Origin of the sequence: Algibacter lectus, assembly GCF_004368925.1 — a bacterium.
Classification (GTDB): Bacteria; Bacteroidota; Bacteroidia; order Flavobacteriales; family Flavobacteriaceae; genus Algibacter; species Algibacter lectus.
In genome coordinates, this window is the sequence record NZ_SORL01000008.1 from 812,091 (window position 1) to 835,251 (window position 23,161).

At 33.0% G+C, this 23,161-nt stretch carries 26 protein-coding genes; 7 read left to right on the forward strand and 19 right to left on the reverse strand.

Going from position 1 to position 23,161, the window contains the following annotated elements:
- Nucleotides 1–61: 61 nt before the first annotated feature.
- The 4 genes from DFQ06_RS11825 to DFQ06_RS11840 all read left to right on the forward strand — a co-directional run bounded on the left by DFQ06_RS11825 (nucleotide 62) and on the right by DFQ06_RS11840 (nucleotide 5,744).
- Complete coding sequence (locus DFQ06_RS11825; RefSeq protein WP_074937389.1) at nucleotides 62–796, forward strand: LytR/AlgR family response regulator transcription factor; 735 nt, start codon at nucleotides 62–64, stop codon at nucleotides 794–796.
- A gap of 6 nt (nucleotides 797–802) precedes the next feature.
- A complete protein-coding gene (locus DFQ06_RS11830; RefSeq protein WP_074937387.1) occupies nucleotides 803–2,161 on the forward strand; it encodes a sensor histidine kinase in 1,359 nt (452 codons plus the stop codon).
- Nucleotides 2,162–2,258: 97 nt separating this feature from the next.
- Nucleotides 2,259–3,476, forward strand: a complete 1,218-nt coding sequence (gene hflX, locus DFQ06_RS11835) for a GTPase HflX (protein WP_042504644.1) — start codon at nucleotides 2,259–2,261, stop codon at nucleotides 3,474–3,476.
- 12 nt (nucleotides 3,477–3,488) lie between these two features.
- Nucleotides 3,489–5,744, forward strand: a complete 2,256-nt coding sequence (locus tag DFQ06_RS11840; RefSeq protein ID WP_133967874.1) for a transglycosylase domain-containing protein — start codon at nucleotides 3,489–3,491, stop codon at nucleotides 5,742–5,744.
- A gap of 66 nt (nucleotides 5,745–5,810) precedes the next feature.
- Here the strand turns inward: DFQ06_RS11840 and DFQ06_RS11845 are convergent, their stop codons facing one another.
- From DFQ06_RS11845 to DFQ06_RS11900, 12 genes are all read right to left on the reverse strand, one after another.
- Entirely contained in the window at nucleotides 5,811–6,737 is a 927-nt protein-coding gene (locus tag DFQ06_RS11845) for a DUF3078 domain-containing protein (RefSeq protein WP_133967876.1), read from the reverse strand.
- Between the two features lie 127 nt (nucleotides 6,738–6,864).
- Nucleotides 6,865–7,371, reverse strand: a complete 507-nt coding sequence (locus tag DFQ06_RS11850) for a DUF2480 family protein (RefSeq protein WP_042504646.1) — start codon at nucleotides 7,369–7,371, stop codon at nucleotides 6,865–6,867.
- A 38-nt stretch (nucleotides 7,372–7,409) separates the two neighbouring features.
- Nucleotides 7,410–7,736 (reverse strand): DUF59 domain-containing protein, encoded by a 327-nt coding sequence (locus DFQ06_RS11855; protein WP_042497739.1) that lies wholly within the window; start codon nucleotides 7,734–7,736, stop codon nucleotides 7,410–7,412.
- 39 nt (nucleotides 7,737–7,775) lie between these two features.
- Complete coding sequence (locus tag DFQ06_RS11860) at nucleotides 7,776–8,198, reverse strand: SufE family protein (RefSeq protein WP_042497737.1); 423 nt, start codon at nucleotides 8,196–8,198, stop codon at nucleotides 7,776–7,778.
- A gap of 174 nt (nucleotides 8,199–8,372) precedes the next feature.
- Nucleotides 8,373–8,765: an META domain-containing protein gene (locus tag DFQ06_RS11865; protein WP_052415340.1), complete on the reverse strand. Its 393-nt coding sequence runs from the start codon at nucleotides 8,763–8,765 to the stop codon at nucleotides 8,373–8,375.
- 45 nt (nucleotides 8,766–8,810) lie between these two features.
- On the reverse strand, nucleotides 8,811–10,025 hold the full coding sequence (locus DFQ06_RS11870; protein ID WP_042504647.1) for an aminotransferase class V-fold PLP-dependent enzyme: 1,215 nt from the start codon (nucleotides 10,023–10,025) through the stop codon (nucleotides 8,811–8,813).
- Nucleotides 10,026–10,203: 178 nt separating this feature from the next.
- Nucleotides 10,204–11,517 carry a Fe-S cluster assembly protein SufD gene (sufD, locus tag DFQ06_RS11875; protein WP_042504648.1) on the reverse strand — a complete coding sequence of 438 codons (1,314 nt, stop codon included), beginning with the start codon at nucleotides 11,515–11,517 and terminating at the stop codon, nucleotides 10,204–10,206.
- 139 nt (nucleotides 11,518–11,656) lie between these two features.
- On the reverse strand, nucleotides 11,657–12,409 hold the full coding sequence (sufC, locus tag DFQ06_RS11880) for a Fe-S cluster assembly ATPase SufC (RefSeq protein ID WP_042497735.1): 753 nt from the start codon (nucleotides 12,407–12,409) through the stop codon (nucleotides 11,657–11,659).
- 71 nt (nucleotides 12,410–12,480) lie between these two features.
- A complete protein-coding gene (locus DFQ06_RS11885; RefSeq protein ID WP_042497731.1) occupies nucleotides 12,481–12,864 on the reverse strand; it encodes a hypothetical protein in 384 nt (127 codons plus the stop codon).
- 19 nt (nucleotides 12,865–12,883) lie between these two features.
- Nucleotides 12,884–14,332: a Fe-S cluster assembly protein SufB gene (gene sufB, locus DFQ06_RS11890; protein WP_074937380.1), complete on the reverse strand. Its 1,449-nt coding sequence runs from the start codon at nucleotides 14,330–14,332 to the stop codon at nucleotides 12,884–12,886.
- A gap of 18 nt (nucleotides 14,333–14,350) precedes the next feature.
- Nucleotides 14,351–14,680: a HesB/IscA family protein gene (locus DFQ06_RS11895; RefSeq protein ID WP_074937377.1), complete on the reverse strand. Its 330-nt coding sequence runs from the start codon at nucleotides 14,678–14,680 to the stop codon at nucleotides 14,351–14,353.
- Between the two features lie 240 nt (nucleotides 14,681–14,920).
- Nucleotides 14,921–15,127 (reverse strand): hypothetical protein, encoded by a 207-nt coding sequence (locus DFQ06_RS11900; protein ID WP_042497728.1) that lies wholly within the window; start codon nucleotides 15,125–15,127, stop codon nucleotides 14,921–14,923.
- A 310-nt stretch (nucleotides 15,128–15,437) separates the two neighbouring features.
- Here DFQ06_RS11900 and thiL point away from each other — a divergent pair, with 310 nt between their 5' ends.
- On the forward strand, nucleotides 15,438–16,481 hold the full coding sequence (thiL, locus tag DFQ06_RS11905; RefSeq protein ID WP_133967878.1) for a thiamine-phosphate kinase: 1,044 nt from the start codon (nucleotides 15,438–15,440) through the stop codon (nucleotides 16,479–16,481).
- Between the two features lie 112 nt (nucleotides 16,482–16,593).
- On the opposite strand, the gene DFQ06_RS11910 is transcribed toward thiL, so the two are convergent.
- From DFQ06_RS11910 to DFQ06_RS11920, 3 genes are read right to left on the reverse strand one after another with little or no spacing between them, the layout of a single operon-like run.
- A complete protein-coding gene (locus DFQ06_RS11910; protein ID WP_074937375.1) occupies nucleotides 16,594–16,860 on the reverse strand; it encodes a hypothetical protein in 267 nt (88 codons plus the stop codon).
- A 58-nt stretch (nucleotides 16,861–16,918) separates the two neighbouring features.
- Nucleotides 16,919–17,698 (reverse strand): alpha/beta fold hydrolase, encoded by a 780-nt coding sequence (locus DFQ06_RS11915; protein WP_133967880.1) that lies wholly within the window; start codon nucleotides 17,696–17,698, stop codon nucleotides 16,919–16,921.
- Between the two features lie 48 nt (nucleotides 17,699–17,746).
- Nucleotides 17,747–18,403: a hypothetical protein gene (locus tag DFQ06_RS11920; protein ID WP_133967882.1), complete on the reverse strand. Its 657-nt coding sequence runs from the start codon at nucleotides 18,401–18,403 to the stop codon at nucleotides 17,747–17,749.
- Between the two features lie 114 nt (nucleotides 18,404–18,517).
- Between DFQ06_RS11920 and DFQ06_RS11925 the strand changes: the two genes are divergently transcribed.
- Nucleotides 18,518–19,840 carry an aspartate kinase gene (locus tag DFQ06_RS11925; protein WP_042497724.1) on the forward strand — a complete coding sequence of 441 codons (1,323 nt, stop codon included), beginning with the start codon at nucleotides 18,518–18,520 and terminating at the stop codon, nucleotides 19,838–19,840.
- A 144-nt stretch (nucleotides 19,841–19,984) separates the two neighbouring features.
- On the opposite strand, the gene DFQ06_RS11930 is transcribed toward DFQ06_RS11925, so the two are convergent.
- The 4 genes from DFQ06_RS11930 to DFQ06_RS11940 all read right to left on the reverse strand — a co-directional run bounded on the left by DFQ06_RS11930 (nucleotide 19,985) and on the right by DFQ06_RS11940 (nucleotide 22,207).
- Nucleotides 19,985–20,353 carry a cupredoxin domain-containing protein gene (locus DFQ06_RS11930; RefSeq protein ID WP_042504651.1) on the reverse strand — a complete coding sequence of 123 codons (369 nt, stop codon included), beginning with the start codon at nucleotides 20,351–20,353 and terminating at the stop codon, nucleotides 19,985–19,987.
- An 83-nt stretch (nucleotides 20,354–20,436) separates the two neighbouring features.
- Nucleotides 20,437–20,985, reverse strand: coding sequence for a carboxymuconolactone decarboxylase family protein (locus tag DFQ06_RS11935; protein WP_042504745.1), 549 nt, complete (start codon nucleotides 20,983–20,985; stop codon nucleotides 20,437–20,439).
- A gap of 132 nt (nucleotides 20,986–21,117) precedes the next feature.
- Nucleotides 21,118–21,273 (reverse strand): hypothetical protein, encoded by a 156-nt coding sequence (locus tag DFQ06_RS19425; protein WP_159140061.1) that lies wholly within the window; start codon nucleotides 21,271–21,273, stop codon nucleotides 21,118–21,120.
- A gap of 91 nt (nucleotides 21,274–21,364) precedes the next feature.
- Nucleotides 21,365–22,207, reverse strand: coding sequence for a helix-turn-helix domain-containing protein (locus tag DFQ06_RS11940; RefSeq protein WP_042497720.1), 843 nt, complete (start codon nucleotides 22,205–22,207; stop codon nucleotides 21,365–21,367).
- Nucleotides 22,208–22,354: 147 nt separating this feature from the next.
- On the opposite strand from DFQ06_RS11940, the gene rsmA reads away from it, so the two are divergent.
- Entirely contained in the window at nucleotides 22,355–23,149 is a 795-nt protein-coding gene (rsmA, locus tag DFQ06_RS11945) for a 16S rRNA (adenine(1518)-N(6)/adenine(1519)-N(6))-dimethyltransferase RsmA (protein ID WP_042504653.1), read from the forward strand.
- Nucleotides 23,150–23,161 lie beyond the last annotated feature (12 nt).

Consider the following 23,161-nt stretch of genomic DNA (forward strand, 5'->3'; position numbering starts at 1 on the left):
GATTCATACATAGTGGGTTGTAAAATGTTTAATTAACTTTAACTTTGAGAAAACTTCTAAAATGATAAAAGCCATTATTGTAGATGATGAATCTAATGCTATTGAAGGATTGTTATGGGAACTCTCTAAGTTTAGCGACAAAGTACAAGTTGTAACAACCTTTACAGACCCTGAACTTGCCTTAGAATATTTAAAGGAAGCGCAAATAGATTGTGTATTTCTCGATATTGAAATGCCAATTATGGATGGTTTTACATTTTTAGAAAAAGTACCTAATAGAAGTTTTTCGGTAGTAATTACAACAGCCTATAATGAATATGCTCTAAAAGCTTTGAAAAAGGAAGCGATAGATTATTTATTAAAACCAATTGACTCCGACGATTTAAAAGTAGCTATACATAAGATTGAAAAGCAAGTTACAGAACTTTACAGTCTGGAGAGTTTTGAAATCATGCTATTAAAATTTAATAACCGCCAGAGTAGAAAAAAAATAACCATTAGTACTGATGGAAAGTTAGTTTTTTTAGAGCCAGATGATATTTTTTATGTAGAATCTGACGGGAATTATTGTACCATATATTGCAAAAACCAAAAGAAATTAGTTGTTACTAAAAAACTTAAGTCTTTTTGCGAGATCTTACCCGACGAACAATTTTTTAGAATTCATAACTCCTATATCGTTAACTTAAATAAAGTTAAAGAGTTTATAAAGGTTGATGGATACATTGTTTTAGAAAATAACGCTAAAATACCAGTGTCTAGACAACGAAAAACAGATCTTTTAAGGAAACTATAGCGATAGATGTCTACTTTTTTTCTAAATTTTAATACTTGGGTTCAAGGCGTTTTATTTATTTTAATAGTCTACCATACAAGTGCTTTTTTTATAACAAAAGATAAAAGTCTTGGGGTTTATGCGGCTTATTTGTTTTTGGTTTTTTTGTACCTAATACCTAAAACTAATAATGAGAGTTCTATGCTTTTGGCTAATTATTATAGCTCGTTTTTTAGAAGAGCCAACTGGATTATTCAGGTGTATTATTGGCTCTTGTACGCTTGGTTTAGCTTACTCTTTTTATCTATAAGTAAAAAGAGCAAAATACTAAGTTCTATTATAAAATGGTATATAAAAAGTGCTTTTGTAATATCTACAATGGTTTATGTAATCGATTTATTTGCTTTTGATAATTACTATTTTGTTTGGTATTTTATAACTGTTTTTATGCCTGTGTCCTTATTGATTGTTTTTGTTTTTCTTAAAACTATTAGTAAATTTAAAGATGTATTAAACACCTATTTTGTTGTTGGTGTGGTCTTTTTTGTTGGGTTTTCCTTGTTGGCGATAATATTCTCTTATTTTCCTAGGTTTTTCTTTAAGGGTTTTAGCCCGATAGATGTTTTTATATTTGGTGTGCTAATAGAGGCTATTGCGCTATCGGTAGGTTTGGGATATAAGTTCTTTCTATTTAGAGAAGAATCTTTTAAATTAGAACAATTGAAAAATGCTTTTGAGAATGAAATAAACGAGTTAAAGCTAGCTAGTTTACATAGCCAAATGAATCCGCATTTTATTTTTAATGCCTTAAATTCCATTAAGCTTTACATTATAAATAACGATAGAGATAGAGCTGCTCATTATTTAACTAGGTTTTCCAAACTTATTCGGAAAATTTTAGAAGCTTCAAACAAAAATGAGGTTACTCTAAAAGAAGAGTTGGAGACAATAGATTTATATTTAAATATAGAAAATATTCGTTTTAAAAATCAAATAGAAGTATTGGTTTCTGTAGATAATACTATTAATTTAGAGCAAGTGAAATTACCTCCTTTAATTTTACAACCCTTTTTAGAAAATGCTATATGGCATGGTTTGTCGTCTAAAAAAAATGATAAAAAAATAACAATAGATATTTCAAAATACAACACACATTTTGTTTCAATTAAGATTGAAGATAATGGCATAGGTAGAAAAGCTTCAGCTAAAATTAAGGCAGAAAAATCAATCAAAAGAAAGTCTGTTGGCATACAATTAACAAAAGAGCGATTAGATCGTTTTGTAAAATACAAAAAGCACAATTATACTTTATCGTATCGAGATGTTGTTTCTGTAAATAATGAAGCGGCTGGAACAGTAGTTTTTTTAGCACTTCCATTGGTCTAGATATCTTTAAAATGAACACTTAAAAAAGTATTGAAAATTAAAAAATAGGCTTAAAAATATTAAAAATAAAATCAACGCAATTGTGTAACTTTGTATTATGATAGAAGAGAAAGATATTTCTTTAGAACGCGCAGTGTTAATAGGCGTGATTACTAAAGAACAAGACGAAGAAAAATCTAAAGAATATTTAGATGAGTTAGAGTTTTTAACCTATACCGCAGGTGGGTATGCCATAAAGCGTTTTACGCAAAAAATGGATATGCCTAATCCTAAAACTTTTATTGGTACAGGTAAAATAGAAGATGTACGCGTATTTATTGAAGAAAACGATATAACCACAGCTATTTTTGATGACGAATTATCGTCGGCACAAGAGCGAAATATTAGTAAAATCTTAAATGTGAAAGTTTTAGATAGAACGAATTTAATACTCGATATTTTTGCACAACGTGCACAAACGAGTTATGCTCGTACGCAAGTAGAATTGGCACAATGCCAATATTTACTACCGCGTTTACGTGGTATGTGGACTCACCTTGAGCGCCAAAAAGGTGGTATTGGTATGCGCGGACCTGGTGAAACAGAAATAGAAACGGATAGACGTATTGTTCGCGACAAAATAGCATTGCTTAAAGACCGTATTAAAATTATAGATAAGCAAATGGCTGTGCAACGTGGTAACCGTGGTAAAATGGTTCGTGTTGCGCTTGTGGGGTACACCAACGTTGGTAAGTCTACTTTAATGAACGTGATTAGTAAAAGTGATGTTTTTGCTGAAAACAAACTTTTTGCAACCCTAGATACTACGGTGCGTAAAGTGGTTATTCAGAATTTACCATTTCTTTTATCTGATACTGTTGGGTTTATTAGAAAATTACCGACACAACTGGTCGATAGTTTTAAAAGTACACTAGATGAGGTTCGTGAAGCCGATTTACTGTTGCATGTTGTAGATATTTCTCATCCAAATTTTGAGGAACATATTGCTTCTGTAGAGAAAATTTTAGGTGAAATTAAAAGTGGCGATAAACCAACTATTATGGTTTTCAATAAAATTGATGCTTATAGTGCAGAACATTTAGACGATGATGATTTAGAAACAGAACGTGGTGCAAGACACTATAGTTTAGATGAGTGGAAGAGTACTTGGATGAGTAAAGTTGGTAACAATGCACTTTTTATCTCTGCACTCAACAAAAAGAACTTAGAAGATTTTAAAAAGCGCGTTTACGATGAGGTTCGTGAAATCCATGTAACTCGTTTTCCATACAATCAATTTTTGTATCCGGATTACGATTATGAAGATATGGAATAGAGAAAACCACATATGGCATTACTTAAAAGTTTATTTAGAAATAAATGGGTGAAACTGGCTCTTGTTGGTTTCATTTCCATTTTAGTATTTTTTATAGGCCTCTACATCAGTATTTATTTAGGGGCTTTTGGTAAAATGCCAACATCTGCAGAATTAAGTTTTATTAAGCAGGAAGAAGCTACTCAGGTTTTAGATCAAGAAGGGAAACTTATTGGTAAATATTATGTTTATGATAGGCAACCGCTGCATTTTGAAGATTTACCAAAACATCTTATTGATGCCTTAGTTAATACCGAAGATGTTCGTTTTTTTGAACACGACGGTATTGATAACGTGAGTTTAATGCGGGTTTTTGTAAAAAGCATTTTACTTCAAGATAAATCTGCTGGAGGCGGAAGTACCATAACTTTACAGTTAGCAAAAAATCTATACGGTAGAAATAATTATCGCTTTTTTAGTATGGTGATTAATAAGTTTCGAGAATCTATTATAGCGAAACGTATTGAAACTATTTACTCTAAACATGAGATTCTTACTATGTATTTCAATACGGTGCCTTTTCCTGATAATACTTATGGTATTGAAAGTGCCTCACGTAAATTTTTTAATAAACCAGCGTTTGAACTTTCTATAGATGAAGCTGCTGCTTTGGTCGGTTCTTTAAAAGCTAATAATTATTACAATCCAAGATTACATCCAGAACGAAGTGTAGATAGACGTAATGTTGTACTTAACCAAATGGTTAAATACGGAAATATGCCTCAAGATACTGCTGCGTTTTATGCCGATAAACCTTTGGGATTAGATTATAAATCGTTTAACCATGATGTGGGTGTTGCACCTTATTTTAGAGCGCAGGTTAAAAAGGAATTAGCGGTTATTTTAGATAGTATAAAAAAGCCTAATGGAGAGTCTTACGATTTATATCGGGACGGACTTATAGTGCACACCACTTTGGATATGGGTATGCAAAAAATGGCAGAAGAAGCCATGAAAGAGCACCTTATAGCGTTGCAAAGTAGTTTTGAGCGTTCTTACGGAAATGTAGCGCCATGGCAAAAGAATAAGCAATTAATAGATGCAGCTCTAAAAAGAACACCGCAATATAAATTGTATAAAGAAGCTGGTTTAACTGAAGCTCAAATTATAGACTCACTCTCTATTAAGCAGGATACTGAATTGTTTCAGTGGGAAGGAGATACTATTAAAAAAACAAGTGTTATAGATAGTTTACAGCATTATCTAAAGTTTTTGAATACGGGTATGTTAAGCGTTGAGCCAAAAACAGGAGCGATAAGAAGTTATATTGGGGGTATTGATTATCGTTATTTTAAATACGATCATGTGTCGCAGAGTGAACGCCAAGTAGGCTCAACGTTTAAGCCTTTTGTTTACACAGCTGCTATCGAGAATGGAATGAAACCTTGTACTTATTTTTCTTTAGCTGAGGTTACTTATAGTAATTTTAATAATTGGACGCCTTCAAATTCTGGAGGTGAAAACGAAGATCCCTACATTAACTATAATCTAGAAATGGCGTTGAGTAATTCTGTTAATACCATTGCTGTAAAGGTTTTAAATGAAGTTGGAATTCCGAAGGTATTAGAACAAGCAAAACGAATAGGTATTAAAAAAGAGTTACCCAATTTACCTTCTATAGCACTTGGTGTTGCGGAAATTAACTTAAAGGAACTTACGGGAGCTTATGCTAGTTATGTAAACGATAGCAAACCAGTAACGCCTTACGCTATTACTAAAGTTACAGATAGAAACGGTAGAATTATAGCAGAGTTTAAGCCAGAATTAGCGGAGCCTGCTTTTAAGGACTATACAAGGCAGGTTATGTTAGAGATCATGCAATCTACAGTTAATAAAGGTACAGCGTCTCGATTAAGATCTACTTATGGATTAAATAATGATATTGCTGGAAAAACCGGAACAACACAAGATAATAAAGATGGTTGGTTTGTCGGTATTACTCCAAAATTAGTAACGGTAACTTGGGTTGGAAATGATAACCAGGCCATTGGTTTTAGAACAACAGGACTAGGGCAAGGCGCAAATTCCGCACTTCCTATATTTGCTAGGTTTTATTCTAAATTGAATAAAGACTCTAAATACGACGGTATAACAAAAAGTCGTTTTGAAACACCTACCGATCAGGTGGTTTCCGATCTCGATTGTAATGAAGAAAAACGAGATGGGTTCTTAAAAAGAATTTTCAGTAGTAAAAAGAAACAACGGAAATTTAAGGGGAATAAAGAATAGTTAAAACAAAAAAAACGCACATCAATCGATGTGCGTTTTTCGTTTCTTCCGTTAAGGAAAAAGTTATTAGAATTTATAACTTAAACCAACAGTATAGTAAGATTGTAATTTGTTATCTACAGAATCAAAAGTTTCAGTAGTGTTACCTAACGTTTCGATAGAATAGTTAAGCGCTTCTTGTTTGTTGCTTCTTAAACCAAAATCGAAACCAACACCAATCATTTTCCATAGTGTGTAGCTAAAAGAGTTTGTCCAGGTAATGTTAGATAGGTCTCCAGATTTATAACTTTGGAAAGTAGATAAATTAGTTTTAAAGTTTATTGCTCCAATTTGTCTTGTGTAATCTGCAACTATTTTAGCGCCTAAAGACGATTCGAAAACTGAGTCACCATCAGCAAATACAAAGTTGTAGTTTAATGGGTGGATCACCACGATTAAGTTTTGAATAGGTGTCCATGTAGCACCAACACCAAGGTCTAAATATCCAGGGTCATTAAAGTTATCTAATATAGTTGTTCTATACTCTGCTAAACCAGAAATAGCTAATGTTTTAGTAACATTTCTACCGTATAAAGAAGAGATGTTAAAAACATCAGTTGTTGGGTTAAAGCTGTCATCATCAGTAGCGTTATCTTTGTCGTCTAGTTTTACCCAGTTTAAATTTGTGTTTAACGAGTTTCTCCAGAAAAAATCATCTTCAATTAAGTTCGCATAAGCATTTAAAGTAAAACCTATAGTTCCCGAAGAGTTGTTTGGTGTGCCTTGAGAATACCAGTTGCTAAAGTTAGATAAGTTACCACCAATAGTACCAAAAGCACCTTTTCTCCAACCTGGAAGTGCATCAATTTGAGCTTGTAAAGCATTTGCTTCACCTTGAGCAGCATCTGCAATAGCTTGTTTTTCTGCTTTTTGTGCGTGTAATTCTTCTTTAGTTTGTGCATTTACCGAAAACATTCCGATAGATAGTGCAAGTAATAATAACGTTTTTTTCATTTTTTAGTTTGTTTTAATTTTCGTGCAAATATAAGTTAAATTTAAACTGTGTTTATAAGGAGGCTATACAAAATGCATCCGTAAATTAGACGCAGATTTTATATGAAAGTCACAATAAATTTGGGAATTATTTCTTTTTATAAAGCGGTACCGAAGAGCAAGCTTCGCCGTACATAATAGATTTTGCAAAAGGTTGCAACTTATTGGCCAACATAATATAAGCATTTTGTGGCACTGGTTTTTTAGAACAGCCTTTTATAATAATGGGTTTGTCTTTAAACTCGCTAACATCTAGAGCGTTAATAACATCTTGATAGATAGCTGTTTCTAGATTGTCTAAGTTACCAATAATAATTTTTTTAGCAAAAGGCTCTAAGTGAATACTTAAAAGCATGTAGGCCCAGCCTGGTACAATTGCATCTGTACTGCATGTTAAGGCTATATATGCACCTTGGTATTGTTCCCAATTAAATTCTAATGCGTGAGCTCTAAAATCTTTTTCACGCAAAACAAAGCCTTCAAAAAGCCAATCTTTGATATCAAAAAGAACACGGTTGCCCTGAGGATAATAATCTTCAAGATTAACCGTGATTAATTTACTATTCGCAACGCGATTAATTATTTCGTCTGCCATAATTATTTAGAAAATGTAGTAGAAACTTAATACTAATTTTAAAGCATTCCAAGCTCTAATTTTGCTTCTTCGCTCATTAAATCTTGTGTCCATGGTGGGTCGAAAGTAATTTCAACTTCGGCACCCTTTACTTCGTTTAAAGATTTTACTTTTTCTTCAACCTCTAAAGGCAATGTTTCTGCTACTGGGCAGTTTGGAGTTGTTAGAGTCATTAATATTTTTACGTCGTAATCTTCATTTACAAATACATCGTAAATTAAACCAAGTTCGTAAATGTCAACAGGTATTTCTGGATCGTAAATAGTTTTTAGGACGTTAACTATTTTTTCGCCTAATTCGGCTGTATCTATGGTTGTTTCGCTCATTTTTTAATTGTTTTTATTTCCGTGAAAACGGAAATCTTATTATTTTATTTGCGTTTGGTAAGCTATAGCATACAATTTTAATTGCTTTATCATGCTTACTAAACCATTTGCTCTGGTTGGAGACAAATGTTCTTTTAATCCAATTTTATCAATAAAATCAGTGTTGGCATCAATAATATCTTTTGGGTGCTGATCGTTAAAAACACGAATTAAAATAGCAATAATACCTTTAGTAATAATAGCGTCACTATCTGCGGTAAATTCTATTTTATCGTCGTTTAATTCGGCATGTACCCAAACTTTACTTTGGCAACCTTTAATAATGTTGCTTTCAGTTTTATATTGATCGTTAATTATAGGTAAATCTTTACCTAAATCAATCATGTATTGGTAACGTTCTTCCCAATCTTCAAACATTGAGAATTCGTCAATTATTTCGTTTTGAATAGCTTCAATAGTCACAATAACAAATTTTTATACAAAAATACAATAATAGAAGTTGCTTTTCAATGTTTTCCTAAAAGATAGGTTGCTCTTTCTGTGTTGATTTTTTTTCTTCGGAAGAAGAACAACGTGGTCTAGAGTGGTGCAAAGGGCTTTCAGGTTTTTATTACTGAAAAGAAAACTTAAGTTGAATTATTTTTTTGCTTTTAGTAAAATAGCGTCGTCTGCTTTTAAGTTCAATGTATCATTTTCAAATGAAAACGTATTAACTTTAGAAAGCATCTGTAGTATTTCAGTTTCAATTTTATTAGCATCTCCAGCACACATTTTTCTAGTAGATCCCATTTGGCCAAATTGTAAAACACCATCTGTTACGGTAAAGCTACCAAAGAAATTATTACATCCTGAAAAACCCGATATCTTTTTAGCTTCGGCATCAAAAGTGATGGTTAGGTTTTCTGGCAATTCCGAGTTTTGATCTAGCGATATAATATGAAATTCACCTGATAGCTTTTCCGCATTCGGTTTGTTTCCGCATGATGTTATAACGAGCATCGCGAAAAGTAAAGTACTTAATATTTTCATGTTTTATTTTTTATAATTTGGTTTCAAAAATGAAGCCAAACTAATTTAAGACAGCATCATTTTTGCTTTTTTTACACCTTCAACTAAAACATCAATTTCTTCTTTTGTATTATAAAAAGCAAACGATGCACGAATGGTTCCTGGAATACAGTAAAAATCCATAATAGGTTGTGCACAGTGGTGCCCAGTTCTTACAGCAATACCTAATTTATCTAGAATAGTACCTACATCATACGGGTGAATACCTTCTAAATTAAAAGAGATTACCGATGTTTTATGTTTAGCGGTACCGTAAAATTTTAAACCTTCTATGGTTGATAATTGTTCGGTGGCATAGGCTAGTAATTCGTTTTCGTAGCTTGCAATATTATCGAAACCAATGTTGTTCATGTAATCTAAAGCAGCTCCAAAGGCAATACCTCCGCAAATGTTAGGTGTTCCTGCTTCAAATTTATGTGGTAAGTCGGCATAAGTTGTTTTTTCAAATGTAACTTCTGCAATCATTTCACCACCACCTTGATAAGGAGGTAGTTTTTTTAGCCATTCTTCTTTACCGTAAAGCATACCAACACCTGTTGGGCCACAAACTTTGTGAGCAGATGCTACATAAAAATCGACATCTAAAGCTTGCACGTCGGGTTTTATATGTGGGCAAGATTGAGCGCCATCTATTAAAACAGCCGCTCCAACAGCGTGTGCTTTTTTGATAATATATTCAATAGGGTTAATAGTACCTAATGCATTTGAGATGTGGTTTACAAAAACTAGTTTTGTTTTATCTGAAAGTAAATTATCATAAGTTTCCATAATAAGTTCACCTTCCAAATTCATCGGGATTACTTTTAAAACGGCACCTGTACGTTCACAAAGCATTTGCCATGGCACAATATTACTGTGGTGCTCTAAGGCAGAAACAATAATTTCATCTTCTTTTTTAAGAAGTGCAGAAAAGCCATTTGCCACTAAGTTTATACTATGGGTTGTACCCGAAGTGAAAATGATTTCATGGGCGTGCTTCGCATTAAAATGCGTTTGTATAGTTTGGCGCGCTATTTCGTATTTATCTGTCGCTTCTTGACTTAATGTATGCACACCTCTATGTATGTTTGCGTTGTAGTTGCTATAATAATCTACAATAACATCTATAACGGGTTGTGGCGTTTGTGATGTTGCTGCATTATCAAAATACACCAAGGGTTTATTGTTTACTTGTCGAGATAGAATAGGGAAGTCGGCTCTTATTTTGGATACGTCAAGCATGTTTTTTTTCGTTTGAATACAAAAGGTCTTTATTGTGCCTTCTGTAAAGGGTTTATTATTTTTTTCTTAAAATCGAACGTTATAGCTTAGCTACGAGTTTGATTTAAACAAAAAAGTAACATTACAAAAGACGAGCTTTCCTAATATTACTTTTAAATTATAAGGGTTAAAATGTAGACTATAAATCGAATCCGATGTTTACACCCAATTTGTTTGCAATAATTTTAGTAATACGTTGTTTCATTTCAGGTATTTTAACCGAACTTAAAACGTTGTTGCTAAAGGCATACATTAAAAGTGCTTTAGCTTCTTTCTCTGGTATACCACGAGATTGCATGTAGAACATAGCGCTTTCGTCTAATTGCCCAATAGTACAACCGTGAGAACATTTTACATCGTCTGCAAATATTTCTAATTGTGGTTTGCTGTTTATCGTTGCCTTATCGCTTACTAATATGTTATTGTTAGATTGAAAAGCGTTTGTTTTTTGCGCTTCTTTATCTACAATAATTTTACCATTAAAAACACCTGTTGAGCTGTCTCCAAAAATACCTTTGTAATCTTGATGGCTTTCACAGTTTGGTTCTATATGGTGAACTAAAGTGTTGTGGTCTACGTGTTGTTTTTCTCCAATAATAGTAACGCCTTTCAATATAGAATCAATACGCTCTCCGTTTTGATAAAAGTTAAGGTTGTTACGTATTAACTTACCTCCAAAAGAAAATGTATGTACAGACGCTACACTTTCTCTTTTTTGTTTGATAAATGTATTATCAATAAGTGATGCGTTAGAATTATCATTCTGAATTTTATAATAATCAACAATCGCACGCTTGTTAGCAAATATTTCGGTAACACTATTTGTAAGTACAGGGTTGTCGGTTAAACTTTGGTGACGCTCAATAATTTGAACGTGACTGTTCTCGTCCACAACGATTAAATTACGTGGTTGAGATAAAGTTGCCGCTTCACTTCCTGTAGAGAAATGTATAATTTGAATTGGTTTTGAAACCAATTTATTCTTTGGAATATGGATATAAGCGCCTTCTTGCGAAAATGCTGTATTTAAAGATGGTAAACTATCTTTAGTAGCAGCTTTGTTAAAGTAATTTTCTATAACTAAACGATATTTTGGCTTAGTTAAAGCTGCAGACATTAAACAAACATCTATACCATCGTGAGTAGTTTCAGATAGGTAAGACGAATATTTTCCATCTATAAAGATAACTTTATAAGAGTCTATATCGTGAATAAAGTATTTTTTTACATCTTTATAATCGATTGTGTTTTCGTGTTTAGGGAAAACACTATAGTCTTCTTTTAAAATTCTATTTAAAGAGGTGTATTTCCAAGCTTCTTCCTTTTTAGAAGGAAAACCTTTTTCTTCAAACGTTTTTATAGCTTCGTTTCTAATATCATGTATTTGAGTGTCAAGATCTACGTTGTTCTCAAATGCTAAAAAAGATGATACTAATTTTTCTTTTAAATCCATTGTTTTCAGTTTTCAGTGGCAGTCTCAGTTTTTCAGGAAAAGAAAATCTAAGAGTTAAACTGTTTACTATATTTTATAATCTTGAGTAATCAGTTTTGAGTAGGCAACTGCATACGGTTACTGAATACTGAGACTGTTTTTAAGCGTTCACTTCTTCTTTAATCCAATCGTATCCTTTTTCTTCAAGCTCGTGAGCAAGTTCTTTTCCACCCGATTTTACAATTTTACCATTGTATAAAACGTGTACAAAATCTGGAACGATGTAATCTAAAAGACGTTGGTAGTGTGTAATTACAACTACGGCATTGTCTTTACTTTTAAGTTTGTTAACACCATTTGCAACAATACGTAATGCATCGATATCTAAACCAGAATCGGTTTCATCTAATATTGCTAATTTTGGCTCTAACATTGCCATTTGAAAAATCTCGTTACGTTTTTTCTCACCACCAGAAAAACCTTCGTTTAACGAGCGTGATAAAAATTTACGATCCATTTCTAATAAATCGGCTTTTTCACGAATAAGTTTAAGCATGTCTTTTGCAGGCATATCTCCTAAACCTTTTGCTTTACGCGATTCGTTAATAGCTGTTTTTATAAAGTTAGTTACCGATACTCCAGGGATTTCTACTGGGTATTGAAACGATAAAAACACACCTTTATGTGCGCGCTCTTCGGCTGCTAATTCTTCAATATCTTCACCTTCAAAAATGATGTTACCATCTGTAACTTCATATTCTTCTTTTCCAGCGATAACTGAAGCTAGTGTACTTTTACCTGAACCATTTGGGCCCATAATAGCGTGAACTTCTCCTGCTTTCACTTCTAGGTTAATACCTTTTAGAATGCCTTTATCTTCTACGCTTGCGTGTAAATTATTTATTTTTAACATACTTTATATTTTAAATCCTGTTTGATAAGAGTGTTCTTTTCAAATTAGAATTCGGTGTTTAATTTTATTATTTAACTGCCTAATTTTACAAGGCCTTCGTTTTCGTTATGTGCTGGTTTTACGCTAATAATCTTAACGACTTCAACTTTGTTTTCCCAAAGAATTTTTTTGTCTTGTTCTTGCGTTACTTTTCCTCTTATTTCAACAGTAACCATATCGGTTTTGTTTTTTTTAAAGGCTTCAGCTTGCTTATTTAGTTCTTCTAGTTTGTCGGTAATAAATACACCGTAAATTTCTGTGCTTGTTTGTAAAACAGCTGCACCATCATAATAAACAAATTCACCTTTTAATAGTGTTAAATCATCATCTTGATATATGGTTTCAGTCGATTTGCTGTCGTTTTTACAACTCACAAATAGTGAAATACAAAGAACTAAAATGCCTAATTTTTTCATTTATATCGATTTATAGATGTTATCCTACAGAACCTTCTAAACTAATTTCTAATAATTTTTGAGCTTCAACAGCAAACTCCATTGGTAGCTTGTTTAATACTTCTTTACTAAAACCGTTTACAATTAATGCAATTGCTTTTTCGGTATCGATACCACGTTGGTTACAGTAAAAAATTTGGTCTTCACCAATTTTACTTGTTGTAGCTTCGTGTTCTACTTTGGCTGTTTTGTTTTTAGCTTCAATATATGGGAAGGTGTGTGCTCCACATTCATTACCCATTAGTAAACTATCACATTGCGAAAAGTTACGTGCATTATCAGCTCTAGAGCCAATTTGTACTAAACCACGGTAACTGTTTTGCGATTTACCTGCAGATATTCCTTTGGAAATAATGGTAGATTTTGTGTTTTTACCAATATGAATCATCTTCGTACCTGTATCGGCTTGTTGATAATTATTAGTCACTGCGATAGAGTAAAACTCACCTACAGAATTATCTCCTTTTAATATACAAGAAGGATATTTCCATGTTACAGCCGAACCGGTTTCAACTTGTGTCCAAGATATTTTAGCGTTTTTCTCGCATAAACCTCTTTTAGTTACAAAGTTGTAAACACCACCTTTTCCTTCTGCATTACCAGGGAACCAGTTTTGTACGGTTGAGTATTTTATTTCAGCATCGTCTAAAGCAATAAGCTCTACAACGGCTGCGTGCAATTGGTTTTCATCACGGCTAGGTGCAGTACAACCTTCTAGGTAACTTACATAACTACCTTCGTCGGCAATTACTAAAGTTCTTTCAAATTGTCCTGTTCCTGCTTGATTAATTCTAAAGTATGTAGATAATTCCATTGGACATCTAACACCTTTTGGAATATAGCAGAAAGAGCCATCACTAAAAACAGCAGAGTTTAAAGCTGCATAAAAATTGTCTTTAGTAGGAACAACGGTTCCTAGATGTTTTTTTACAAGTTCTGGATGCTCTTTGATAGCCTCAGAAATACTCATAAAAATAATTCCTTTTTCTCCTAATGTTTTCTTGAAAGTTGTAGCAACCGAAACGGAATCTACAACAATATCCATAGCAACATTGTTCATTTTTTTCTGTTCATCTACAGAAATACCTAATTTCTTGTACATAGCAAGTAAATCAGGATCTACATCATCTAACGTTTTGTTAGGGTCTACAGAAGTTGGAGCCGAATAATAGGCTATAGCTTGAAAATCTGGTTTTGTATATCTAACATTCGCCCATTCTGGCTCTGCCATTTCTTTCCAAACTTTAAATGCTTCTAATCTCCAATCGGTCATCCATTGCGGCTCATCTTTCTTTTTAGAAATAGCGCGCACAATATCTTCATTTAAACCAATCGGGAATGTTTCAGATTCTATATCGGTAAAAAATCCGTATTCGTATTCTTTGGTTTTTAGCTCTTCGCGTAAATCATCCTCGGTATACTTCGACATAATTCTTTTCTTATTTTTTTATAATGAAAACGATTCGCCACAACCGCAAGTACGGTTTGCGTTAGGATTATTAAAAACGAAGCCTGTGCCGTTTAATCCTCCTGAATATTCAAGGGTAGTGCCTATTAAATACAAGAAACTCTTTTTGTCAACAATGATTTTTACACCATTGTCAATAAAAACTTTATCGTCTTCTTGATTTTCTTTATCAAACTTTAAATCGTAGGATAAGCCAGAACAACCACCACTTTTTACTCCAACACGAACAAAATCTTCGGTAGGATTATAGCCATCGTCTGTCATAAGTTCGATAACTTTCTTTTTAGCTGTTTCAGAAACTTTTATCATATTTTTTGAATTTAGATTTGCTCTAAATAGAGTGCAAATATACAATATAAGTCATGGATTTCCATAGAACCTAACATTATATTAGCATATAGCTTGATAGGTTTTTTTTATGAACTAGCTTTTGGTTACATATTGTTCTGATTTTTAAATGAATCTATTGCAGAATTGATATGAAATTCATTCGTTTTTTTGAAATATGCAAGTTGAATTTAGTATGAAGAAAAATGAAAATTTTAAAGATTAACTTGGTCGTAAAATTTTTATAATCTCGTCTAAATTGGTGTAATTCATTTTTGCTTTTACAATATCACCATTGGTGTTGTAATTAAATTGTGCACCGCAAGATTTACATATAAGTTGAGACATCTCAAAGCTTGTACGTTCAATAAGAAAATAGTTATGGCCAAAAGAGGCGCAAAACATATTTAGAGGTAAATTATGTTCCATAAGTTGATAGTATTTGGGATTACGAATTTAAGCAAATTGACGAAATTATCGATGAAATATTATTATTAATCGATGAAATGCATTTTTATTTAGTTCGTTAAAGAGAAAAAATCGATGGATGGTCAATCTGGTGTACTTTTAATTTGAAGAAATCAATTGAGCTTTAGCGTTTTGCTCTAATTGAGTTGATTAGCTTTGGTGACTATGGAATGTTTATTTTGCAAGAGGTTCTTGAATTAATATTTGTAATTCTAAAAGGTTTGCTCTTGTTTTTCTATTAAAAACGAAATTAGCTTCTTATTTTTGCAGCATGATAGAAGATAAAAATCAACAACGTACGCCATTAAGCACTTTAGGTGAATTTGCACTTATTGAGCATTTAACTAAAAATTTCGAAATTTCACATAGCTCCACTGTAAAAGGAATTGGGGACGATGCTGCTGTTTTAGATTTTGACGATAAAAACATAGTAGTGACGACCGATTTGTTGGTGGAAAATGTGCATTTCGATTTAAGCTATATGCCTTTAAAGCATTTAGGTTATAAAGCTGTTGTTGTTAATCTATCTGATGTTTACGCCATGAATGCTGAGGCTACTCAAATAACGGTGTCGATTGCGGTTTCTAATCGTTTTCCTTTAGAAGCTGTAGAGGAGTTGTATGCTGGTATTGAAACTGCTGCAAAAATTTATAATATTGATGTCGTTGGTGGAGATACTACATCGTCTACCACGGGTTTGTTAATTTCTGTAACAGCGATAGGGCAGGTTGTTAAAGGTGATGAGGTTTATAGAAGTACTGCAAAACCGGGCGATTTGTTAGTTGTTACTGGAGATTTAGGAGCGGCTTATATGGGGTTGCAAGTTTTGGAGCGGGAAAAGGAGGTTTATAAAGTGAATCCAAATAGTCAGCCAGATTTAGAGGCTTATACTTATATTATTGAGCGTCAGTTAAAGCCTGAAGCCAGAAAAGATGTTGCTAAGTTACTTAAAGATTTAGGTGTTAAACCTACAGCTATGGTTGATGTTAGTGATGGCTTATCTTCAGAAATTTTACATATTTGTAAGAGTAGTAAGGTTGGGTGCGATTTATATGAAGAAAAAATTCCGCTAGATCCTACTGTAATTACAGTTTGTGAGGAGTTTGATATCGATAGCGCAACCGTTGCTTTAAACGGAGGTGAAGATTACGAATTGCTTTTTACTATTTCGCAAGACGATTTTACTAAAATTAAAGCAAATCCACACTTAAGTATTATTGGGCACATGAAGGATGAGAATGAAGGTGTACATTTAGTAACGCGCTCAAACACTCGAATTCCTTTAATAGCTCAAGGTTGGAAAAACTTCGATTAATTATTCTTTAGGCTGTAATCTAAAACAATGCGTTTTATTAATTGAAGCACTTCTTTGCGGTGCGGACGCATTAATGTTGATGGAAGGTTGTAGTAAAACATGATTTTTGGGGTTATAGGTTTTCAATCAGTATTTCGCTTTTACTGTTGCGGTTTTTGCGGCTGGTGTGTATGCGTTCCAAAATGTTGTTTATTTCTTTAAATTTTGGAGTTAGCTCTATTAGAGCGCCGTTGCTACTCGTGGTTAATTGCTTTTTACAATGTGAGCACGTATATTCACTTACGTGGTAGGTTACTTTTTTAGATACCTTAAAATTGTGGCCAAAAACGCCGCAGTACATTTTAGGTAAAAGGGCTGGTTTGTAGGGTGTGTTATTCATTTGGGTTGATTTTTACTTTGTGAATATAGTAAAAATAAAAAATAAACACGACGAAAAGCTATATTTTTTCGATGAAATGCGTTAAATTTAACAGAAGTTCGTCTTTATTCTCGATGTGCGACATGTGTCCGTCCGGGAGTGTAACTAATTTAACCTCTGTGTTTTGTGTTTGTTCTACAAGAGTATCGTAGTGTAAAACAGGATCTTTTTTTCCTGCTACTAACATTTTCTTAAACGGAGTAAAGTGGAGAAGGGCTTCACGATCGTTCCTAATTTTCATGCCTTCTAAAGCGGCTACAATACCTTGAAGGGGAGTTTCTTGAGCGTCTTTTCTTATTTTTTTTATTTTATCAGCATATAAGGTTCTGTTCTTTGGTCTAAACAAATTTACAATAGCCATCCTTATAAAGCTTTTATGGTTTTGCTTTACAGCTAAAATAGCACGATCTCTATTTTGCTGTTTTTCTGGTGTGTCGGCACTGGCTGTAGAATTCATTAAGCATAAACCTTTTAACGCGTCTGGATTTTCTTCCGCGAAAGCGAGCGCTACATAGCCGCCCATAGAATGACCAATAAATGTAGATCGACGAATTTTTAAGTGTTTTAAAACTGCAGTAACAGCTTCGGCCATAAGTTCCATGGTGTGTACGTAGCCTAAACAGTCTGTTTTTCCGTGCCCTAATAGATCAATACAAATAACTCTGTTTTTTTTAGAAAGAATAGGTGTGAGTTCATCCCACATGGAAATGTTTTCTAAAAAACCGTGAAGTAAAACTACTGCGCTGCCTTTACCTTGGTCGGTATAAAATATGTTAATGCCTTTATGTTGTAATATCATGATTTCAATATCTCGGGCAAAGATACTCTATCATTTAAGATTTAAAAATTAAGATTTCACTCGTTTTATGGCGGCAAAGGCTTGGTCTACATATTTATCTTCAACTAAAATAGTAAACTCGTTGGTGGTAGAAATTACTTCGTAAAGTACAATGCCTTCCCAGGCTAATCGTTTGAAGAAGTGGTAGTAAAGCCCTGCGATTTTAGAGTTGTCTTGTGGTAAGTTAATGCTAATGGCAGAAAGGCCTTCTTGCACGGCAATAAAAGATTCTAATTTAAGGGAGTCTTTTATAAAATCGTTTAAACTGCTAGAGATAATAATGTTGCTTTCGTGAATACCTCTAGTAAAGGTGTAAAATAATTTAGACTCTTGATTGATGCGCGCAAGAATTTTTGCGTGATTGTCAATAAGGGTTTCAGAATTTTTGACTGTGTAATCTGTTAAATTAGAGCGAACTGTAATATCGCCTAAGTTTTGGATTACGCGTTTCATTTTAACCGAATTTGTTAAAGTAATTGGTGGGTTATAACGGCGTAAGGCCATCATAATCGCTCCTGCTTTAACATCCTTTTTTAGCATTTTACTAATAGGTTCGGTAAGTTCTAGCGCTAATGCACTAAAATTAATAATGTTTCTAGAAAGCGCTTCCTCCAAATAAGGTTGCGAAATTAAAATGTCTTCTACACAGTTAGATACAGTCTTCATGTTAACTATTTAACAATTTGTGCAAAAATAAACATATTTTTTAAAAAATGCTATTATTGGTCTTAAGAGTTTTAGTTTTGCTTAAGAAATAAACTAAATAAAAGTATTATCCATATGAAAGTTTTAAAATTTGGAGGGACTTCGGTCGGGTCGGTTGAGAATATGCTTAATGTTAAAAGTATTATCAACGATGGTGCTAAAAAGGTTGTTGTGCTTTCGGCAATGTCTGGAACTACAAACCAATTGGTTGCTATTGCAAGTGATATTGAAAATAACACGGCGAATGAAGCTGTAGATAAAATAAATAAACTTCACGAAACTTATTTTGAAGTTATTGATACGTTACTTCAAAATGAAAGTTTAAATGCAGAAACAAAAGCATATGTATCTGAGGTTTTTAACTTTTTGGTAGAGTGTACTTATAAGAAGTCTTCGGAGTTGCTAAACAATCAAATTGTTGCGCAAGGCGAATTAATGTCGACTTTTATGTTTAATAGTTTTTTAAAGCAAGAAGGTGTAAGCTCTGTGTTATTGCCGGCTTTAGATTTTATGAAAATTGATAGTTTCAAAGAGCCAGACATTAATTATATAAAAGAGCATTTAGAGGTTGTTTTAAATAATGCCGGACCAGCAGATATTTATATTACTCAAGGATTTATTTGTTTAGATGATTCTGGAGCTATTTCTAACCTGCAACGTGGCGGAAGTGATTATACTGCAACCATTATTGGTGCGGCTATAAAAGCTGAAGAAGTACAAATTTGGACCGATATTGATGGAATGCATAATAACGATCCTAGGTATGTTGAAAATACGCATCCTATTTCGGACTTATCTTTTGATGAGGCTGCAGAGTTAGCTTATTTTGGAGCAAAAATTCTACACCCACAAACTGTTACTCCTGTTAGAGCAGATAGTATTCCTGTACGATTAAAAAACACCATGAATCCAGAGGCGCATGGTACTTTAATTTCTAGTAAAACATCTGAAACTGGAATAAAAGCTATTGCAGCTAAAGATAATATTACAGCCATTAAAATTAAATCGGCTCGTATGTTACAAGCACACGGATTCTTAAAAAAGGTATTTGAAATTTTTGAAACTTATCAAACATCAATTGATATGATTACAACCTCTGAGGTGGCTGTGTCTTTAACTATTGATGATGATAAAAATTTAGATAAAATTTTGGTTGAGCTAGATAAAATAGCATCTATTGAGGTCGATAAAAACCAAAGTATTGTTTGTTTAGTTGGGCATACTGTTGTTAATCATCAAGATACTTTTAAGCTTTTTCAGATTTTACAAGATGTAAAAATTAGAATGATTTCTTATGGTGGTAGTAATAACAATATTTCACTATTAATAGACTCTAGTGATAAAATTAATACGCTACAAAAACTAAACAATTATTTATTTGAATTAGTCACTCTTTAATCGAGATAATATTAGTTTTTTAGCATCAAGAGATCGTTTAGGTAGAAATATTTAGACGGTTTTTTTTTTCTGCTAAAATATAAGTACAAAAAAAGGCAGCCGGAATAAGGCTGCCTTTTTACAACAAATAAAAAACACTATTAATTACTCCACAGTTAAAGTGTACTGAGGTGTTTTGTTTAGTGGGCAAAAGTATACGTACTCACCCTTTTCTAAAGTTGTTACATTAGATTTCTCTGTTTTTCCTTCTGCAACTACTTGTGTTACGTAAGCTGTTTTAATGTGGTTTTCTGGGTTGGCTGCATCTTTTCCTTTTTGAATTAATACAAAACCAACATCTACACCAGAATGGTTGTTTGCGATTTCGAAAATATAAGAACCTTCACTAATCGTTAAGTTCTTTTGTGTAAATTCTCCTTTAGTTTGTTCTAGAGATACTGTTTTTACATCTTGTGCATTAGAGTTTACTACAAATGCTAATACGAATACTAAAATTGCTACTACTTTTTTCATCTTAAAATTTAATTGTGCTTCTATTTTTATAAAGCGTTGTTAATAATTATTTATGTTAGAAACCCGAAGGTTATGAGTTTTGATTATGCTACTGTTTCTGCAAGTGGTTGTGCTACCGGAAAATCTACTGGTACTTGTGTTGTGCTGTGTATGTAGTTAGATATTGTTTTATCACCAACCAGCGATATAGTATCAATTAAGTTTGCTTTGGTGTAACCAGCGTTAAAATAGTTTTCTAAAACTGCCGCGTCTGTTCTTCCACGGTTTTCTGTAATGTTTTTAGCTAGTGCGGCTAAAGCATTAAGTTTATCGTTTACAGAAGAATGTCCTGCTCTTAATTCTAAAATTTGCTCGTCTGTAAAACCATTCATTTTACCAATAGCTGTATGTGCAGATAGGCAATAAATACAATTGTTTACTTCGCTTACTGCTAAGTTTACAACTTCTTTTTCTTTAGCAGATAAAGATGTTTTTGCATTGGCGAAGCCTAAGTAGTTTTCTAATGCAGTATCACTGTATGCATAAGCTGCATATAAGTTTGGTACAAAACCAACTGCTTTTTTTAAGTTATCAAAAATAGCTTGGTTATTTTCGCTTACTTCTTCTCTTGTTAATACATTAAATGTGCTCATATTTTTAAATTTTATTATTATTTTTTGTGTTTGATTATCTTGGTACAAAGGTGCGACGGTTTTAAGAGTTAAACCAGGTAGGTTTTTCCTTTTGACATGTCAATTTTGCCCTTTGCTATTTTTTGTGTTGAATTAGAAAGAGATGTATGGTTTTTCAGCATCGCAATAAAAATCAGATAAATGATTTTGCTCACAATGTGTTTTAGGACTAATAGTCTTTAACGCTACTTTCTTGTTACTTCTAAATATTTCAATTAAATTGAAAATGGATGTGTTTTTAGTTTTCATGTCTTTGATGTTTTTGTTATACAGTGCAAAGATGAAGCAATAAGAGGTGCTATAGAATGGATAGATTACCCGAAGAGTTGTCGATTTTTCCCTAAACCGTAGTTTTAAGCTGTTTTTTGAAGTCTGAAGGAGAAAAAGAGGTGTTTTTTTTAAATAATCGACTTAAATGAGAGGCGTCTTCAAAGCCAACTTCGTATGCTATTTCCTTAGCCGTTTTATCGGTATAGATTAATAAGCGTTTTGCTTCTAGAATAATACGATCGTGAATAATTTGTAAAGGACTTGTATTAAGTTTAGAAAACGTGTTGGATAATGTTTTTGGAGATTTAAAAAGTTTATCGGCATAATAAGATACGCTATGCTCGGCTTTAAAATGTGTTTCTACCAGCATGTTAAATTCACGAAGCAATTCTATTTTGGTGTTTTTTGTAGTTTCAACAAAACCTTCTTTTGCTTTTAGTAAACGCGTACTTATTATAATGAAGCGTGCCATAAGCATGCGTAACATTTCGGCTTGTATGCTGTCTTTAGTATCAAATTCATCCATAAAAACTTCATGAAGTATCGAGAATTTGTGAGCTTCTTCGGTACTTAGACCAATTAAAGGCACATGTACATTGCCAAAAAATAACAAACCAGCGCAGCTTACTTCTTGGTCGTGATCTTTAATGCAATAAAACTCCTGGTTAAATTGATAAACTACTAAGTTTTCTCCTTTTACAAATTGAATGTATTGTACAGGTGTAAGTACAAGCAAACTTCCAGCTTCTATAGTATAAGGTATGCTATCTACAATAATTTCGGCTTTGGTATCGTGCGTTCTAATAAAGGTATATAGTGCTGCTTGGGTAGATTCTTTATAAATACTTAAAAGCGATTCGTCTCCAATTTTTAAAATGGCATTAGTCGAAAATTCTGTGAATGTTTGCTGCATACGGTCTTAGTCTAAGTGGTTTGAGAAACATTACATTTCTTGATACTAAGAAACAATATTATACCCGTAAAAACAATACTTCAATCATGGCAGAAGTATTGTTTTTAAGTTTCATATCTTCGTGTTTTCCTTAAAACATTCTATTTCGTGGCATACAAATCAAATAATAATCAAGTAAGAGCTAAAAAACACCTGGGGCAGCATTTTTTAAATGATGAAACAGTTGCCGAAAAAATAGCCGATAGCTTAACGCTAAATAATTATAAAACCGTTCTAGAAATAGGGCCAGGAATGGGCGTGCTTACTAAATACTTGCTTAAAAAGCCAGTTACCACGTATGTTGTAGAAATCGATACCGAATCGGTAGAGTATTTACAAGCCAATTACTTAAACTTGGCGCCTCGAATTATAGAAAAAGATTTTTTAAAATACGATTTAAATGAAAGTTTAAACGGCGAACCCTTTGCTATCATTGGTAATTTTCCGTATAATATTTCAACACAGATCGTTTTTAAAACTTTAGAAATGCGAGATCAAATACCTGAATTTTCTGGTATGTTCCAAAAAGAAGTTGCGGCGCGTATCTGTTCTAAAGAAGGATCTAAGGTTTATGGTATTCTTTCTGTTTTGGTACAAGCATTTTATCATGCCGAATATTTATTTACCGTACCACCAGATGTGTTTAATCCGCCACCAAAGGTAGACTCTGGTGTGTTAAGGTTAACGCGTAAAGAAGATTACTCGCTGCCATGCGACGAAAAAATGTTCTTTAAGGTTGTTAAAACAGCTTTTCAACAACGTAGAAAAACACTTCGTAACAGTTTAAAAACATTCGATTTGTCCGATAATTTAAAAGCAAATAGTATATTTGGCCAACGTCCTGAGCAATTAAGTGTAGCCTCCTTTTTAGAGCTTACGCAATTGCTGGAAAACGACAAGTAGAACCTTTTAAAT

Coding starts and splice junctions, on each gene's coding strand:
- DFQ06_RS11825 (WP_074937389.1), top strand. CDS start 62: ATGATAAAAGCCATTATTGTAGATGATGAATCTAATGCTATTGAAGGA.
- DFQ06_RS11830 (WP_074937387.1), top strand. CDS start 803: ATGTCTACTTTTTTTCTAAATTTTAATACTTGGGTTCAAGGCGTTTTA.
- hflX (WP_042504644.1), top strand. CDS start 2,259: ATGATAGAAGAGAAAGATATTTCTTTAGAACGCGCAGTGTTAATAGGC.
- DFQ06_RS11840 (WP_133967874.1), top strand. CDS start 3,489: ATGGCATTACTTAAAAGTTTATTTAGAAATAAATGGGTGAAACTGGCT.
- DFQ06_RS11845 (WP_133967876.1), bottom strand. CDS start 6,737: ATGAAAAAAACGTTATTATTACTTGCACTATCTATCGGAATGTTTTCG.
- DFQ06_RS11850 (WP_042504646.1), bottom strand. CDS start 7,371: ATGGCAGACGAAATAATTAATCGCGTTGCGAATAGTAAATTAATCACG.
- DFQ06_RS11855 (WP_042497739.1), bottom strand. CDS start 7,736: ATGAGCGAAACAACCATAGATACAGCCGAATTAGGCGAAAAAATAGTT.
- DFQ06_RS11865 (WP_052415340.1), bottom strand. CDS start 8,765: ATGAAAATATTAAGTACTTTACTTTTCGCGATGCTCGTTATAACATCA.
- DFQ06_RS11870 (WP_042504647.1), bottom strand. CDS start 10,025: ATGCTTGACGTATCCAAAATAAGAGCCGACTTCCCTATTCTATCTCGA.
- sufD (WP_042504648.1), bottom strand. CDS start 11,517: ATGGATTTAAAAGAAAAATTAGTATCATCTTTTTTAGCATTTGAGAAC.
- sufC (WP_042497735.1), bottom strand. CDS start 12,409: ATGTTAAAAATAAATAATTTACACGCAAGCGTAGAAGATAAAGGCATT.
- DFQ06_RS11885 (WP_042497731.1), bottom strand. CDS start 12,864: ATGAAAAAATTAGGCATTTTAGTTCTTTGTATTTCACTATTTGTGAGT.
- sufB (WP_074937380.1), bottom strand. CDS start 14,332: ATGTCGAAGTATACCGAGGATGATTTACGCGAAGAGCTAAAAACCAAA.
- DFQ06_RS11895 (WP_074937377.1), bottom strand. CDS start 14,680: ATGATAAAAGTTTCTGAAACAGCTAAAAAGAAAGTTATCGAACTTATG.
- DFQ06_RS11900 (WP_042497728.1), bottom strand. CDS start 15,127: ATGGAACATAATTTACCTCTAAATATGTTTTGCGCCTCTTTTGGCCAT.
- thiL (WP_133967878.1), top strand. CDS start 15,438: ATGATAGAAGATAAAAATCAACAACGTACGCCATTAAGCACTTTAGGT.
- DFQ06_RS11910 (WP_074937375.1), bottom strand. CDS start 16,860: ATGAATAACACACCCTACAAACCAGCCCTTTTACCTAAAATGTACTGC.
- DFQ06_RS11915 (WP_133967880.1), bottom strand. CDS start 17,698: ATGATATTACAACATAAAGGCATTAACATATTTTATACCGACCAAGGT.
- DFQ06_RS11920 (WP_133967882.1), bottom strand. CDS start 18,403: ATGAAGACTGTATCTAACTGTGTAGAAGACATTTTAATTTCGCAACCT.
- DFQ06_RS11925 (WP_042497724.1), top strand. CDS start 18,518: ATGAAAGTTTTAAAATTTGGAGGGACTTCGGTCGGGTCGGTTGAGAAT.
- DFQ06_RS11930 (WP_042504651.1), bottom strand. CDS start 20,353: ATGAAAAAAGTAGTAGCAATTTTAGTATTCGTATTAGCATTTGTAGTA.
- DFQ06_RS11935 (WP_042504745.1), bottom strand. CDS start 20,985: ATGAGCACATTTAATGTATTAACAAGAGAAGAAGTAAGCGAAAATAAC.
- DFQ06_RS19425 (WP_159140061.1), bottom strand. CDS start 21,273: ATGAAAACTAAAAACACATCCATTTTCAATTTAATTGAAATATTTAGA.
- DFQ06_RS11940 (WP_042497720.1), bottom strand. CDS start 22,207: ATGCAGCAAACATTCACAGAATTTTCGACTAATGCCATTTTAAAAATT.